2 protein-coding genes are annotated in these 16,446 nt (G+C 77.3%); both read right to left on the minus strand.

The genetic code is table 11. The features are described from left to right. Position 1: 1 nt before the first annotated feature. Complete coding sequence (locus tag ACFCX4_RS05560; protein WP_376139145.1) at positions 2-10,579, minus strand: amino acid adenylation domain-containing protein; 10,578 nt, start codon at positions 10,577-10,579, stop codon at positions 2-4. Beyond that, on the minus strand, positions 10,576-16,434 hold the full coding sequence (locus tag ACFCX4_RS05565) for a beta-ketoacyl synthase N-terminal-like domain-containing protein (RefSeq protein WP_376139146.1): 5,859 nt from the start codon (positions 16,432-16,434) through the stop codon (positions 10,576-10,578). Before ACFCX4_RS05565 ends, ACFCX4_RS05560 begins: the two co-directional genes overlap by 4 nt. Between the last annotated feature and the right edge of the window lie 12 nt (positions 16,435-16,446).

A 16,446-nucleotide genomic window follows, 5' to 3' on the forward strand; every position in this document is an offset into this window, starting at 1 on the left:
GTCAGGCCGTCGGACGGCCGCGGACGAGGCGGCGCAGTTCGGTGAGCGGGAGGTCGGGACGCTGCGTCACCAGTTCCAGCAGGAACGGCCAGCGGCGCATCATGGCCGCCATCGAGCGCGGGTCGATCCGCTCCGGCGAGTACAGCCACAGGCCGCGCAGACCGGCGCCGGGGGACTCGTGCATCATCAGGTAGAGGTCGGCGTTGTGCGGGCGCATCTCGGTGATCAGCTCCGGGATCACCTCGGCGTCGCCCACGTTCAGGTTCAGCGGCGCCGTCTCCAGGCCGTGCAGGTCGAGCGGCTCGCCGGCGACGTTGAGCAGGTTGAACAGCAGCCGCAGCGGGTTGTGGTCCTCCCCGGCGTCCGCGCGCAGCTGGCGCAGCGGGACCTCCTGGTGCCGGTGGGCGTCCAGGACGCCCGTGCGCACGGCGGCGACCAGGTCGCGGACGGTGGCGCCGGCGGCCGGGCGGGGCCGCACCGCCACCGGGTTGATGAAGAAGCCGATCAGCTGCTCGGTCTGCGGGTGCTCGCGGCCGGCCAGCGGGAAGCCCACCGCGAGGTCCTCGGCGCCGTCGCCGTCCGCGTAGCTGCCCAGCAGCAGGTGGAAGGCGGACAGCAGCAGCATGAACAGGGTCACGCCCTCGCGGTGCGCGGCCCGCTTCAGCGCCTCGGTGATCTCCGGCTCCAGCACGAAGCCGCTGGTGAAACCCTCGACGGCGTCGGCCCGCTGGTGCTCGGGCGCCGTGAACCGGGGCAGCGCGGGCAGGTCCGCCAGCAGCCGCTCCCAGTGGGCGACGTGCTCGTCGAGCTCGCCGTCGGCCAGCCGGCGGCGCTGCCAGGCCGCCCAGTCCGGGTACTGGAGGGCGGGCTCGGGCAGCCGGGGCTCCCGGCCCCGGACGTGCGCGGCGTACAGCTCGCGCAGTTCCCGGGCGAGCAGCGCGTAGGACCACAGGTCGACCACGATGTGGTGGAGCACCAGCACCAGCACCCAGGCGTCCGGGCCGGTGGAGACCAGGGTGCCGCGCACCAGCGGGCCCTCGGCCAGCCGGAACGGGCGGTCCACCTCGGCCCCGACGAGGCGCCGCAGCGCCTCCGTCCGGGTGGCGGCGGGCTCGCCGCCGAGGTCCGCGGTGGTCAGCGGCCAGCGGCCGTCCGGGTCGACCAGCTGCCGCCAGGAACCGGGAGCGTCCTCGACGATCCTGGTCCGCAGCGCCTCGTGACGGCCGACGATCGCGTCCAGGGCCGCGCCCAGCGCCGCCGGGTCGAGCGGGCCGGTCAGCACGGTCGCGGTGACGACGTTGTGGTGCGAGGCCTCCGGGTCGACCGGCTGGTGCATGATGTCCAGCTGGGCGAAGGAGAGCGGCACCCCGCCGGTGCGGTCGGCCACCGGCACGGCTCCGCCGCGCGCGCCGGGCCGGGCCGGCCGCCGCCGGGCGCGGGCCGGGCGGGCGGGCGGCGCGCCACCGGCGCCGGGCAGGGCGGCGCAGCTGCCGACCGCCTTGAGGGCGGTGAACCACGCCTCGGCCAGCTCGCGCACCTCGTGCTCCGCCAGCAGGCCCTGCGCCCACGTCCAGCCGGCCGCCAGCCGCGGCCCGTCGGGCCCGTCGTAGGTGACGGCGTTGAGCTCCACCGGGTGGGTGCGCAGCCCGGCCGGCGCGTCCTGGTCGCCCAGGGCGAGCGCCGCGTCGGCCGTCACCGGCGCCCACGGGGTGTCCGCGCCGGAGTCGGCGAAGCGGCCGAGGTAGTTGAACGCGACCTGTGCGGAGGGCAGTTCGGCCAGCACGGCGGCGGTGGCCGGGTTGAGCCGGCGCAGCAGGCCGTGGCCCAGGCCGTCCCCGTCGCCGGGCAGGGAGGCCAGCTGCTCCCTGATCCGCACCACGGCGGCGGCCAGTTCGGTGCCCGCGTCCTCGACCTGCGGCCAGTCCAGCGGCCCGGAGGCGAGCCGGACCGGCTGGACGGCGGTGAACCAGCCGACCGTGCGGGACAGGTCGACGCCGTCGGCCAGGCCCTCCTCGCGGCCGTGGTTCTCCACGTCGACCAGGACGCCGCCGGCCGGGGCGTCCAGCGGGGCGCGGCGCCGGCGCCACTCCTCCAGGGCGATCCCGAAGGCGGCCAGCAGCACGTCCTGGACCCCGGTGTGGAAGGCGCCGGGGGCGGTGGTGAGCAGCGGGACGGTGTCCTCGGACGGCAGGGTGAGCACCAGCCGGCCGGTCCCGCCGGCCGTTCCGTGGGCCTCCTCGGCCGCCGGGAGCAGCGCCGGAACGTCCGTCAGCAGCCGCTGCCACGCCGGGAGTTCGGCGAGCCGGTGCGGCGCGGTGGCCTCGTCGGCCAGCAGCCCGGCCCAGCGGCGCACCGAGGTGCCGACCGGGGCGAGCAGCACCGGCCGCCCGGCCGTCACGGCCTCCCCGGCGGCCCGCAGGTCCGGCAGCAGGATCCGCCAGGACACCCCGTCCACCACCAGGTGGTGCAGCACCAGCAGCAGCCGCCCCGGCGCACCGGGACCGGCGTCCAGCCACACCGCCTGGAGCATCACCCCGGCGGAGGGGTCCAGCCGGTCCCGGGCGGCGGCGGCCTGGTCGGCCGTCAGCGCCCGCAGCCCGGCCGCGTCCAGCCCGGCCGCGTCCACCCGCAGCAGGCGGTCGGCGGCCCGCACCGAGCCGGCCGGCCCGGCGTGCAGCACCCAGCGGCCGTCCGCCCGGACGTCCAGCCGGGAGCGCAGTACGTCGTGGTGGTCGGTCAGGGCCTGCAGCACGGCGGCCAGCCGGGGCAGGTCCAGCTGCCCGCGCGGCGGCACCGCGACCACCGCCTCCTGGCTGAACCCGTCGGTCGGGACGTCCAGTTCGCGCAGCCACTCGCCGATCGGGGTGGGGGGGATCTCCCCGGTGCCGGTCTCCCCGGCCGCGGCCGAGTCCTCCGCCGGGACCGCCACCGCGGCCAGCGCGGCGACCGACTGGTGGGCGAACACGTCCCGGGCACCGATCACCAGTCCGGCGGCGCGGGCCTGCGAGACCACCTGGATCGCCTGGATGCTGTCGCCGCCCAGGTCGAAGAAGCCGTCCCCGGTCCCGACCGCGGGCAGCCCCAGCACCTCGGCGTAGATCGCGGCCAGGGTCTCCTCCGCGGGGGTGCGCGGCCGGTCCCCGTCGTCCGCCGCGGTGAACTCCGGGGCCGGCAGCCGGCCCCGGTCCACCTTGCCGTTGGCGGTCAGCGGCAGTGCGTCGAGCACCACCACGGCCGCCGGCACCAGGTACGGCGGCAGCTGGGCGGCCAGCGCGGCCCGCACCGCCGCCGGCTCCGGGGCCTCCCCCGGACGGGGCACCAGGTAGCCGGTCAGCGCCTTGCGGCCCGGCCGGTCCTCCCGGACCGTCACCACCGCCCGGGCCACCGCCGGCAGCGCGGCCAGCGCCGACTCCACCTCGCCCAGCTCGATCCGGAAGCCCCGGATCTTGACCTGGTCGTCGGTGCGGCCGAGGAAGTCCAGCTGCCCGTCCGCCCGCCACCGCACCAGGTCCCCGGTGCGGTACACCCGCGAGCCGGGCGGCCCGAACGGGTCCGGCAGGAAGCGGCTCGCGGTCAGCCCGGGACGGCCCAGGTAGCCCCGGGCCAGGCCGGCACCCGCCACGAACAGCTCGCCGGGCACGCCCGCCGGGACCGGCCGCAGCCCCTCGTCCAGCACGTGGACCCGGGCGCCCGCGACCGGGCGGCCGACCGGCGGGGCCCCGCCGCCGGGCGACAGCGGCCCGGTCACGGTGGCGCACACCGTCGTCTCGGTCGGGCCGTACGCGTCGACCATCCGCAGCCGCGCCGACCAGCGGTCGGCCAGCGCGGCCGGGCAGGACTCGCCCGCCACCACCAGCGACCGCACGGCGGGCAGCCCGTCCTCCGGCACGGCGGCCAGCACACTGGGCGGCAGCGTCACGTTGGTCACCCCGTACCGCTCGCAGGTCCGGGTCAGCGGCTCGCCCGGCAGCAGCTCCTCCTTCGGGACGACGACCAGCGCCGCCCCGGTCAGCAGCGCGTCGCAGCGCTCCGCCACCGAGGCGTCGAAGCCCGGCGGGGCGAACTGCAGCACCCGGCTGCTCCCGTCCAGCCCGAAGGCCTCGGCCTGCGCCGCGACCAGGCCCGGGATGCCGGTGTGGGTGACCACCACGCCCTTGGGCGTCCCGGTGGAACCCGAGGTGTAGATGACGTACGCGGCGTTCGCCGGGGTCAGCGGCGCCGCGCGGTCGGCGTCCGTCGGCGCGGTGGTCGGGTGGGCGGCGAGCTCGCGCAGCAGCTCCGGGTCGTCCAGCCGCAGCAGCGGGACGTCCGTCGCCGGCAGCCCGGCGGCCGACTCCCCGGTGGCCAGCAGCAGCACCGGGCGGGCGTCCCGGAGCAGGAAGCCGATCCGCTGCGCCGGGTGGTCCGGGTCGACGGGCAGGTAGGCGGAGCCCGCCTTGACCACGGCGAGCATCGCCACCACCGAGGACGCCGCGCGGGGCAGCGCCACCGCCACCGGGCGCTCCGGTCCGGCGCCCCGGTCGATCAGCACCCGGGCCAGCCGGTTGGCCTCCGCCTCCAGCCGCGCGTACGTCAGCTCCCCCTCGGCGTCGACGACCGCGGGACGGCCCGGGGTGCGGGCCGCCTGCGCCTGGAACAGCTCCGGCAGGGTGGCGGACGGCAGCGCGCGGGCCGGGCCGTTCCACTCGACCAGCAGCCGGTGGCGCTCCTCGGGGGCGAGCAGCTCGATCTCGCCGACCGGGCGCCCCGGCGCGGCGCAGACCGCCAGCAGCGTCCGGCGCAGCCGCTCGGCCAGCAGTTCCACGGTGCCCGGGTCGAAGACGTCGGCGTTGTACTCGACGACGCCGTCGATCCCGGCGGGCGCGCCGTCCCCGGTGGTCCGGCCGGTCAGCGAGAACACCAGGTCCATCCGGGCGCCGCCGGTGTCCACCGGCACGACCTCCTCGGCCAGGCCCGGCAGGCCGAGCACCGCGTCGGGGACGTTCTGCCAGGCCAGCAGCACCTGGCAGAGCGGGTGGTGGGCGGTGGAGCGGGCCGGCCGCAGGGCGTCCACCAGGAACTCGAACGGGACGTCCTGATGGGCGTGGGCGTCCAGCGAGCGCTCCCGGACCTGCGCGAGCAGGTCGCGGAAGGCCGGCCGGCCGCCGGTGTCGACGCGCAGGACGAGGGTGTTGACGAAGAAGCCGACCAGTTCCTCGGTGGCGGCGTCGGTGCGTCCGGCGACGGTCGCCCCCAGCGGGATGTCGTCCCCGGCGCCGAGCCGGTGCAGCAGCGCCGCCAGCGCGGCGTGCACCACCATGAACTCGCTCGCGCCGTGCCGGCGGGCCAGGCCGGCGACCGCGGAGTGCAGCGCGGCGTCCCAGTGCAGCGCGACGGTGCCGCCGCGCCGGGAGGCCTCCGCGGGGTGCGGCCGGTCGGTGGGCAGCGCGATCCGCTCCGGCAGGCCGTCCAGGGCCCGCCGCCAGTGGTCGAGCTGACGGGCCCGCAGGCCGTCGGTGTCCGCGCGGTCGCCGAGCAGCCGGCGCTGCCACAGGGTGTAGTCGGCGTACTGGACCGGCAGCGGCGCCCAGCGGGGCGGGCGGCCGGTGCGGCGGGCGGTGTAGGCGGTGGCGAGGTCGCGGCCCAGCAGGCCGACGGACCAGCCGTCGGCGGCGATGTGGTGGACCACCAGGACCAGCGTGTGCCGTTCGGGTCCGTGCACCAGCAGCTCGGCCCTCAGCGGGAGTTCACCGGCCAGGTCGAAGCGGTGGCGGGCGGCGGCCCGGACCGCCCGGGCCGCCCCGGCGTCCGGGACCTCCGTGACGGTCAGCGCGGCGTGCCCGGCGGCCGGGCCGAGGACGTGCTGGCGCGGCACGCCCGCGGTGTCGGGGAACACGGTGCGCAGTGCCTCGTGCCGCTCCACCACGTCGGCCAGCGCGGCCCGCAGCGCCGCGGTGTCCAGCGGGCCGGTCAGCCGGACCGCCATCGGGATGTTGTAGGTGGCGGACGGGCCCTCCAGCCGGTCCAGGAACCACAGCCGGCGCTGGGCGTGGGAGAGCGGCAGCTCGGCGGGGCGCTCCTCGGGCACCAGCGCGGGGCGGTGGGGTCCGGAGGTGCCGTCGCCGCCGTCGCCACCGGCGAGCCGGTGGGCCAGGCCGGCCACCGTCGGGGTCTCGAACAGCGTCCGGACCGGCACCTCGGCGCCGAGCGCGGCCCGGATCTGCGACACCAGCCGGGTGGCGAGCAGCGAGTGGCCGCCCAGGTCGAAGAAGCTGTCGTGGACGCCGACCGCCGGCACCCCCAGCACCTTGGCGAACAGCGCGCACAGCGCCTCCTCGCGCTCGTCGCGCGGGGCGGCGTACGCGGCGGCGAGGTCACGGCGGTCGGCGTCGGGGGCCGGCAGCGCCCCGCGGTCGGTCTTGCCGTTGGGCGTCAGCGGCAGCGCGTCGAGCAGCACGTACGCGGACGGGACCATGTACCCGGGCAGCCGCTCGGCCAGCGCGGCCCGCAGCGCCGGGACGAGCCGGCGGGCCAGCCGGCGGCGGGTGCCGCTGACGTGGCGGCCCCAGTCCGGTTCCCCGGCCGGCGGAGCGACGGGGCGGGGCAGGCCCCGCTCCGGCGTGCCGTCGGCGCCGGTGCGGCGGGCGACCAGGTCCAGCGCGCCGTCCGGGCCGTGGCCGGACCAGTCCAGGTCGATCCGGTAGCCGGTCGCCCCGGCCAGCGACCACAGCTCCTCGGGGTCGACGGCCGCCGCCCCGGGGGCGCCGGCACCGGGCCGCCCGAGCGTCCGGGCGAGGTCCCGGACCCGGGCGTTGGGCACGCCGCGGACGGCGAGCAGGTCGGGCCGCCCGTCCGTCAGCCGCTCGCGCAGCGCCGCCACGCTCAGCCCCTCGGCCGTCCAGTCCAGCCACCGGGTGTCCTGCTCCGGTCCGGCCGGCGGGCGGCCGGTGGTGAGCACGACGTCGTAGCGGAAGCGGGTCAGCTCGTTGGCGGCCGCGGCCCGCTTGGGCAGCACCCGGACCTCGCCGATCGCGGGGAACCGCAGCGGCAGGGCGGTGAACAGCGCCGGGTCGACGACGAGTTCCTCGTCCTCCTCGACCCGGCGCCGCACCCGGGCGAGCAGCCGGTCGGCGGGCAGGTCCGGTTCGGCGTGGGTCTGCTCCACCGACAGGTGGAACGCCTCCAGCAGCGGCAGGCTGCGGATGTCGCCGAGGAACAGCGAGCCGCCCGGGGCGAGCCGGGCGAGCGCGCCCTCGACCACCCGCAGCAGGTAGCGCTCGTCGGGGAAGTACTGGACCACCGAGTTGAGCACGACGACGTCGAAGAGCCCTTCGGGCAGCAGGTCGAGGCGGTCGGCGGGGCAGCGGTCGAGCCGCACCTCGCCGAAGGCGCCGCCGGCGGCGTCGACCACCGCGCGCAGCCCGGCGAGGGCGACCCCGGAGATGTCGGTGCCCCAGTACCGCCCGGTGTGCGGCGCGACCCGCTGGAGGATCAGGCCGGTGCCGCAGCCGATCTCCAGCACCGAGCGGGGTTCGAGGCCGAGGATCCGCCCGGCGGTGGCGTCGGCCCAGTCGCGCATCTCGGCGGCCGGGATCGGCTCCCCGGTGTAGCTGCTGTTCCAGCCGCGCAGGTCCTCGCCGGGGATCGCGGCGGCGGCGGGGGCGGGGGTCCCGTCCGGTTCGTCGTAGGCGGTGTCCCAGATCCGGCGCCACTCGTCCACCTGGTCGGGCCACTCCGGCGTTCCGCCGGGGCCGCCGTCGGACGCCGGCACCACGTACGCCACCAGCCGCTGGTCGCCGGGGACGTCCTCCCGGACCGTCACCACCGCGTGGCCGACCCCGGGCCGGGCGGCCAGCTCGCTCTCGACCTCGCCCAGCTCGATCCGGAAGCCGCGCAGCTTCACCTGGTGGTCCAGCCGGCCGAGGAACTCGATGCCGCCGTCCCGCCGGCGGCGCACCAGGTCCCCGGTGCGGTACAGCCGCTCCTCGGGGCCCGCGCCGAAGGGGTGCGGGACGAACCGCTCGGCCGTCAGCTCCGGCCGGCCCAGATAGCCCCGGGCCAGCCCGTCACCGCCGATGTACAGCTCGCCCGGCACCCCGGCGGGCACCAGCCGGCGCCGCTCGTCGAGCACGTGCAGCTCGGTGTTGGCGATCGGCGCGCCGATCGAGACCGGGCCCTCGCCGACCTCGGCCACCGCGGACCAGACGGTGGTCTCGGTCGGCCCGTACATGTTCCACAGCTCGACGCCGCCCTCCCGCAGCCGCCGGGCCAGACCGGCGTCCAGCGCCTCGCCGCCGGCCAGCACCCGCAGGCCCGGCGCGCCCCGCCAGCCCGCGTCCAGCAGCATCCGCCAGGTGGACGGCGTGGCCTGCATCACGCTCGCCCCGGAACCGGCCAGCAGCCGGGCGAGCCGCTCGCCGTCGGAGGCCTCGGCCCGCCCGGCGACCACCACCCGGGCGCCCTCCACCAGCGGCAGCAGCAGCTCCAGCAGCGAGATGTCGAAGGAGTGCGTGGTGACCGCGAGCAGCGTGTCCTCCGGGCCGAGGCCCGGGCGCTCGCCCATCGCCCGCAGGAAGTTGGCCAGCGCCCGGTGCGGGACCTGCACGCCCTTCGGCCGCCCGGTCGAGCCCGAGGTGTAGATGACGTAGGCGAGGTCCCCGGCCTCCACCGGAGCGCCGGGGTCCCCGGCGGGCCCGGCGGCGAGCTCCTCGCGCAGCTCGTCCAGGCAGAGCACCTCGGCGTCGCCGGCCGGCAGCCGCTCGGCCACCGTCCGTCGGGTGAGCAGCACCGGCAGCCCGGAGTCGGCCAGCATGAAGGCGATCCGCTCGGCCGGGAACCCCGGGTCCAGCGGGACGAACGCGCCGCCCGCCTTCAGCACCGCCAGCAGCGCCACCACCAGGTCGACGGAGCGCTCGGTGCAGACGCCGACCAGCACGTCCCGGCCGACCCCGTGCCGCCGCAGCCGGTGGGCCAGCCGGTCGGCACGGTCGGCCAGCTCGGCGTAGCTCAGCGCCTCCGCGCCGCAGCGCACGGCCTCGGCGTCCGGGGTGCGGGCGGCCTGCTCGGCGAAGCGGTGGTGGACCAGACCGGCGTCCGGCCAGCTCCGGCGGGTGTCGTTGCCGTGCTCGCGCAGCCGCCGCTCCTCGTCGGCCGCCAGCATCGGCACCTCGCCGACCGGGCGGTCCGGCTCGGCCAGCAGGTGCTCGACCAGCAGCCGCAGATGGCCCGCCAGCTGGTCGACGGTGGCCGCGTCGAACAGGTCGCTGTTGTACTCGAAGCGGCCGCTCAGGCCCTCCGGGCGGTCGAAGACCTGGAGCTCCAGGTCGAAGCGGGCGGTGCTGCCGGCCACCTCCATCGGCTCCAGCCGCAGCCCCGCCGCGTCGAAGGAGGGCATCGCGATGTTCTGGTAGACGAAGGAGACCTGGAAGACGGGTGTGCGGGAGAGGTCCCGCCGCGGGTGCAGCTCCTCCACCAGCCGTTCGAAGGGCAGCTCCTGGTGGGCGAAGGCGCCCAGGCAGACCGGCCGCACCCGCGCCAGCAGCTCGCGGAAGGACGGCGCGCCCGACAGGTCGGTGCGCAGCGCCAGCATGTTGGCGAAGTAGCCGATCAGCCGCTCGACCTCGGGGCGGCCGCGGTTGGCGACCGGCACGCCGACGACGACGTCCTCCGCCCGGGTGTAGCGGTGCAGCAGCACCTGGAAGGCGGCGAGCACCGTCATGAACGGGGTGACGCCCTCGGCGCGGCTGAACGCCCGGACCCCGTCCATCAGCGCGGCGGGCAGGGCGAACGGGCGCGAGCCGCCCCGGGTGGTCCGCACGGCGGGCCGGGGCCGGTCGGCGGGCAGCTCCAGCGCGGCCGGGGCGCCGGCCAGTGCCTGCCGCCAGTAGGCCAGGTCGGCCGCCGCGCCGTCGCCCTCCAGCCGCTTGCGCTGCCAGACCGCGTAGTCGGCGTACTGGACGGGCAGTTCGGGCAGTTCGGCCTCGGTGCCGGCGGTGTAAGCGCCGTAGAGCGTCACCAGTTCGTCGAGGAAGACCGAGGTGGACCAGAGGTCGCCCGCGATGTGGTGGATGGTCAGCAGCAGCACGTGCTCGTCCGCGGCGAGGCGCAGGAAGCGCATCCGCACCAGCGGGCCGGCTGCCAGGTCGAAGGGGCGGGCGAACTCCTCCCGGGCCAGCGCCTGGACGCCGGCCTCGCCGTCCGGCCCGGCCAGGTGCTCGCAGGGGACGACGGCGAACGCGGGCTCGGCGCCCTCGGTGACCACCTGGACCGGCTCGCCGTCCACCTCGCGGAAGGTGGTGCGCAGCGCCTCGTGGCGGCGGGCGATCGCGGAGACGGCGCGCCGCCACCGGTCGAGGTCCAGCGGGCCGTGGATCCTGGTCGCCCCGCAGACGTTGTACGCGGTGTCGCCGGGGGTCAGCTGGTCCAGGAACCACATCCGCTGCTGCGGGAAGGAGGCGGGGAAGCGGTGCTGCCGGGGCTGTGCGGCCTTCCGGCGGCGCAGCCGCTCGGCCAGCAGGGCGCGCTTCTCGGCGGCGGTGAGGCCCGCCGGGTCGGGCGTGGTGCCGGGCGTGGTGCCGGGCGTGGTGTCGCGGGCGTTCATTCCTGGTCCCCCTGGCTGTTGCGCTCCTCGGCGAGCAGGGCCCGCAGCTGTTCCTCGACCTCGTCGTCGGAGAGGCCGGCGAGACCGAAGTCGTCGAGGTCGAGCTCGTCGGGGCCGTCGGGCGCCCCGGACCCGTCGGGGCCGTCCCCTCCCGCGCCGTCCGGTGCGTCGCGCCGCAGGGCTTCGATGGCGTCCTCGCCCCCGGCCCCGCCGCCGGTCCCCTCCAGCAGCCGGACGGTGTGGGCGACCGTGGGGGACTGGAAGAAGTCCCGCAGGTCGAGCTCGGTCCCGAACCGGCTCCGGATCCGGGTGTTGATCTGCACCGCCGCCAGTGAGTGGCCGCCCAGCGCGAAGAAGTCGTCGTCCACGCCGACCTCCTCGACGCCCAGCACCTCCCGCCAGAGCGCCGCGACGGCCTCCTCTTGTTCGGTGGCGGGCGCCACGAACGGGGTCGCGAGGTCCGGGCGCGGGTGACTGCCGCCCAGCGGCACCAGCCGGTCCAGCTCCCGGGCCAGCAGCGCCGGGGTGACCGAGCGGGCCAGCCGGCGCTGCGCCGCGAAGTCCCGCGGGGTGACCACCAGGTGGGCCGGCAGCGGGGGCGCGGCCAGGATCCGGGCGAACGCCGCCCGGCCGTCCGCCTCCCCGAAGCCCTCGCCGAGCGCGGCCAGCGCGCCCCTCCCGGCGGGTTCCCCGGCGTCCGGGCCGCTGCCGCCGGCGTCCCCGCCCGCCGACTCGGCCTCCGCGACGGTCCGCCCGATCTGCTCCAGCAGCGCCTCGACGTCGTTGATCCGCTTGACCGTGAAGTCGGTCACCCGGACCAGCAGCCGGCCGTCGGGATCGAGGAGTTCGAGGTCGCAGGTGAGGGTCTCGCCGGTCGACCCCGCCGGGTGCTTTATCTCCACGGAGACCTCCACCGTGCCGGTCAGCGGGTGCAGGATCCGCAGCCGGCGGTAGGTCAGCGGCAGGTAGTACGGGTCCTCGGCGTGCAGCCGGAACACCCCGCCGGCCATGTCGAGCAGCGCCGGGTGCAGGGGGAAGTCGGCCAGGTCGGCGAGGAAGGCGTCGTCCAGGCGCAGGGTGGCGAGCATCCGCCGTCCGCCGGTGCGGATCGTCTTCAGCACCTGCCAGCGCGGCCCGAACCAGAACTGCAGCGGGCCGCCGCCCTCCTCGAAGCGCTCCACCCCGAGCCGACGGCGGATCTCCTCCTCGGTCTCCAGGACCTCGGTGACCCCGCAGGCGGCCTCCACCTCGGCCAGGTCCCGGACGGTGTCCGGGCCGCGGTCGTGGAACGAGGCCGATCCGGTCGCGTGCTCGCGCCACTGCGCGCCCTCGGCGGGCCGGCTGCGGACCGTGAAGTGCGGGCGGCCGTCGCGTTCCTCGACGGTGGTGTACACGGTCCGCTGCTGCCCGTCGGGGACGATCACCGGCGTCATGAACAGCACGTCGTGCAGCTCGACGGTGCGGTCGCCGGCCTGCTCGGCCAGGGCCGCGCGGACGAGTTCGAGGTAGGCGGTGCCCGGCACCAGGCCGTGGCCCATCAGCCGGTGGTCGTCGACGATCCAGCTGTCCGCGGTGCTGAGCACCGTCTCGTAGACGCGGGTGGTGCCCTCCGCGCGGACCGGCCGCAGCAGCGGGTGACCGGTCCCCGGGCCGGCGGTGCCGGGCCGGGCGGTGAGTCCGGCGGCCATCCCGACGCCCTCCCAGGTGCCCCAGCCGAGCGAGACCACCGGGCGGTCCGGGCGGGTGCGCTGCTGGGCGAAGGCGTCCAGGAAGGCGTTGGCCGCGGTGTAGTCGCTCTGGCCGGGCCCGCCGAGCACGGCGCTGACCGAGGAGCAGAGCAGCAGGAAGTCCAGCGGGTCGTCCGCGCAGAGGCGGTCCAGCAGCAGGGTGCCGCGGGTCTTGGCCCCGAGCACGGCGTCGGCCTCCCCGGGGGTGCGGCGCGCCAGCATGCCGGCGGACGGCGCCCCGGCGGCGTGCACCACGCCGTTCAGCGGGCCGAAGCGGGAGCGGAGTTCGCCGATCCGGGCGGCCAGCGCGGCCTCGTCGGTGACGTCCGCGCAGAGCACGGCGATCCGTGCGCCGCGCTCGCGCAGCCGGACCAGCCGGCGGATCCGGACGCTGGTCGGGTCCTGCTCGCCGTGCGCCTCCAGCCAGGCGGGCCAGGTGTTCTCGGCCGGGAAGTCCGAGCGGCCGAGCAGGCCCAGGGCGGGGTTCCCGGCGCTCTCCGCGAGCTGTTCGGCCAGCGCCAGGCCGACGCCGCCGAGCCCGCCGGTGATCAGGTAGACGCCGCCGTCGCGGACCAGGGCGGGGCGGGCGGCGCCGTCCGGACCGTCCGCCTCCAGGGGGAGGGCGTCGAAGTCGCGGACCCACCAGTGCCGCCCGCGCAGCGCCAGCTGCCGCTCCTCGGTGGGCCGCCGCAGCAGCGCGTGCACGGCGTCCACCGCCGCCGCGGCCGGGGCGGCCGGGTCGGTGCCGGTGATGTCCAGCAGCCGGCAGGAGACGTCCGGCAGCTCCTGCGGGATCACCGTGCAGGGGCCGGTCAGCAGGGCCTGTTCGGGCCGCAGCGCCTCGTCGCCGGTGACGGCGTGCACGCCCCGGCAGAGCACCTCGACGGCGACCGGGACGGCGGGGCGGGCATCGGTGAGGGCCTGGGCGAGGGCGCTCAGGCTGTCCACGCCGAGCCGGCGGGCCGTGTCGAGCCGGGTCTCGTCGAGCCGGTCGCCGTCCGGTGCGGCGCCGTCCGGTGCGGCGCCGTCGTGCGGGCCGGCCGTGTCGTCGGCGAGCGTGGCCAGGTGCAGCAGCCGGATCGAGGTGGCGTCGGCGGTGTCCAGCGCGCCGAGCAGGCCGGCGAACTCCGCGCGGTCGGACGGGTCGAGCGACCAGGAGCGCTCGCCGCGGGCGTGCGGGCCCGGGACGCGCAGTCCGTCGGTGCGTGCGGGGAGGTCGTCGGTGCCGACCCGGACCACGGGCGAGCCGTCGGCCGCGAGCCGTCCGGCGAGGGCGTCGGCGAGCGCGGTGCCGTCCCCGAGCACCACCCACAGGGGCGCGCCGTCCTCGCCCGCCGGGCCGCCGCCGGCCGGCGGCGCGAGTCGCTTCCAGCCGGGGGTGCGGAACCAGTCGGAGAGCGGCACGGGACCGGCCGGGCGGTCCGGCGCGGCGTCGGCGCCGCGGTCCGGTTCCACCCAGTAGCGCTCCCGCTGGAAGGGGTGGCCGGGCAGCCGCAGCACCCGGCCCGTGCCGCCGTCCGGCCGCACGGCGTCCAGGTCCACCGGGACCCCGGCGCTCCACAGCGCGCCCAGGGCCCTGGTCAGCCGGACCCGGTCGTCCTCCTGCTCGTGCGGGTGCCGCAGCGAGGAGACCACCGTGCGGTCCTCCCGCCAGGCGTGGTGGCGGCGCAGGAAGTCGCCCAGGGCGCGGCCGGGGCCGACCTCCAGCGGCACCCAGGACGGGTCGGCCAGCAGCAGGGCGGCGGCGTCGGCGAAGCGCACCGGCTGCCGAAGGTGGCGGCCCCAGTACTCCGGGCTGGTCGCCTCCTCGTCGGTGATCCAGGTGCCGGTGACGTCGGAGCAGAACGGGATCCGCGGCGGGCTCAGCCGCACCCCGCGCACCGCCTCCACCAGCGGGCCGACCGCGCCGTCCATGCCCGCCGAGTGGAAGGCGTGCGAGGTGTGCAGCCGGCGGCACGGCACGCCGGCCGCCTTGAGCCGCCGCTCCAGGCCGTCCACCGCGGCGGCGGGGCCGGAGACCACGCTCAGCTCGCTGGAGTTGACGGCCGCCACGGCCAGGTCGGCGTCCAGCCAGGGCGCGAGGTCCGGCTCGGCCAGGAACACGGTGAGCATCGCGCCGGCCGGCATCGCCGCGACCAGCCGCCCCCGGGCCGCCACCAGCCGCAGCGCGTCCTCCGGCGAGAAGACGCCCGCCAGACAGGCCGCGACGTACTCGCCGACGCTGTGCCCGGCCATGGCCTCCGGCCGGACGCCCCACGCCTCCCACTGCCGGGCGAGCGCGTACTCGGTGACGAACAGCGCCGGCTGGGCGAACTCGGTGCGGGTCAGCCGCGCCGCCGCCTCCTCGGCCCGCCCGGCGGCGGGGAACAGCAGCGCCCGCAGGTCCTCGCCCGACTCGGCGGCGAACAGCTCGGCGCCGGCGTCGAGTTCGGCGGTGAACACCGGCTCGTGACGGTACAGGCCGCGGGCCATGCCGGCGTACTGGGTGCCCTGGCCGGGGAACAGGAACGCCACCCGGGCCCGCTCGGCGGCCCCGGTGGTGCCGGCGGCCGTCACGGCGCGCAGCGCGGCGAGCACCTCCGCCCGGTCGCGGCCGGCCACCGCCACGCGCCGGCCGAACGCGCGCCGGCGGTGGGTCAGGGTGTGGACGAGGTCGGCCGGACGCAGCCCGGGTCGCTCCTCCAGGTGCGCGGCGAGCCGGTGCGCGGACTGCGCGACGGCCTCCGCCGTGCGGCCCGACAGCGGCAGCAGGACCGGGGCGGCGGACTCCCCGGCCGCCGGCCCCTCCGGCGTGGGGGCGGGCGCCCCCTCCGGTGCGGGCGCCTCCTCCAGCACGAGGTGCACATTGGTGCCGCCGATGCCGAACGAGCTGACCCCGGCGCGGCGCGGTGCGGCGCCCCGCGGCCACGGCCGCAGCCGGTCGTTGACGAAGAACGGGCTGGTGTCCAGGTCGAGTTCGGGGTTGGGCTTGGTGAAGTGCAGCGACGCGGGGATCGCCTCCTGTCGCAGCGCCAGCACCGTCTTGATCAGTGCGGCGACCCCGGCGGCGGCGTCCAGGTGGCCGATGTTGCTCTTCACCGAGCCGATCGCGCAGTAGCCGGTGGCGTCGGTGGACTCCCGGAACGCCCGGGTGAGCGCGGCGAGTTCGATCGGGTCGCCGAGCGCGGTGCCGGTGCCGTGCGCCTCCACGTAGCCGACCGAGCCGGCGTCGACCCCGGCCACCGCCAGCGCCTCGGTGATCACCGCGGCCTGGCCGGCGACGCTCGGCGCGGTGTACCCGGCCTTCAGCGAGCCGTCGTTGTTGACCGCCGAGCCCAGCACCACCGCGTCCACGGCGTCGCCGTCCCGGCGGGCGTCGGCCAGCCGGCGCAGCACCACCACACCGGCGCCGTTGCCGGGCACGGTGCCGGCCGCCGCCGCGTCGAACGGCCGGCAGTGGCCGTCGGGGGAGAGGATGCCGCCCGGCTCGTACCGGTAGCCCTGCGCCAGTGGCGAGCCGATCGACACACCGCCGGCCAGCGCGAGGTCGCACTCGCCGTCGAGCAGGCTCTGGCAGGCCAGGTGGACGGCGGTCAGCGAGGTCGAGCAGGCGGTCTGCACGCTCAGCGCCGGGCCGGTCAGGCCGAGCTTGTACGCGACCCTGGTGGCCAGGAAGTCCTTGTCGGAGGCGAGCAGCGTCTGGTACGGCCCGGCCGCGTCGTAGACCCGCCGGTTCGCCGTCACGTTGTGCAGCAGGTAGGTGTTCATCCCGGCGCCGGCGAACACCCCGATCCGGCCCTCGAAGGACTCCGGCACGCAGCCGGCGTCCTCCAGGGCCTCCCAGGCGCACTCCAGGAACACCCGGTGCTGCGGGTCCATGATCTCGGCCTCGCGCGGGCTGAAGCCGAAGAACGCCGCGTCGAAGCGGTCGGCGCCGGGCGGCACGCCCTTGGCCCGCACGTAGCCGTCCCGGCCGGACTCCTCCGGGTCCACCCCGTCGGCGAGCAGTTCCTCCGGCGGGAGTTCGGCGATCGACTCCCGGCCCTCCTCCAGGTTCCTCCAGAAGGTTCCGACGTCGGGGGCGCCGGGGAAGCGGCCGGCCATCCCGACGACGGCGATCTGGTCGAGTTCTTCGGACATCTCCGGCATCGGGGTCACCTG

This window comes from Kitasatospora sp. NPDC056327 (genome assembly GCF_042261735.1).
In the GTDB taxonomy this organism is placed as follows: Bacteria; Actinomycetota; Actinomycetes; order Streptomycetales; family Streptomycetaceae; genus Kitasatospora.

What these genes read in the sequence shown, in the direction of transcription:
- ACFCX4_RS05560 (WP_376139145.1), bottom strand. Translation starts at nt 10,579, where the DNA reads ATGAACGCCCGCGACACCACGCCCGGCACCACGCCCGGCACCACGCCC.
- ACFCX4_RS05565 (WP_376139146.1), bottom strand. Translation starts at nt 16,434, where the DNA reads ATGCCGGAGATGTCCGAAGAACTCGACCAGATCGCCGTCGTCGGGATG.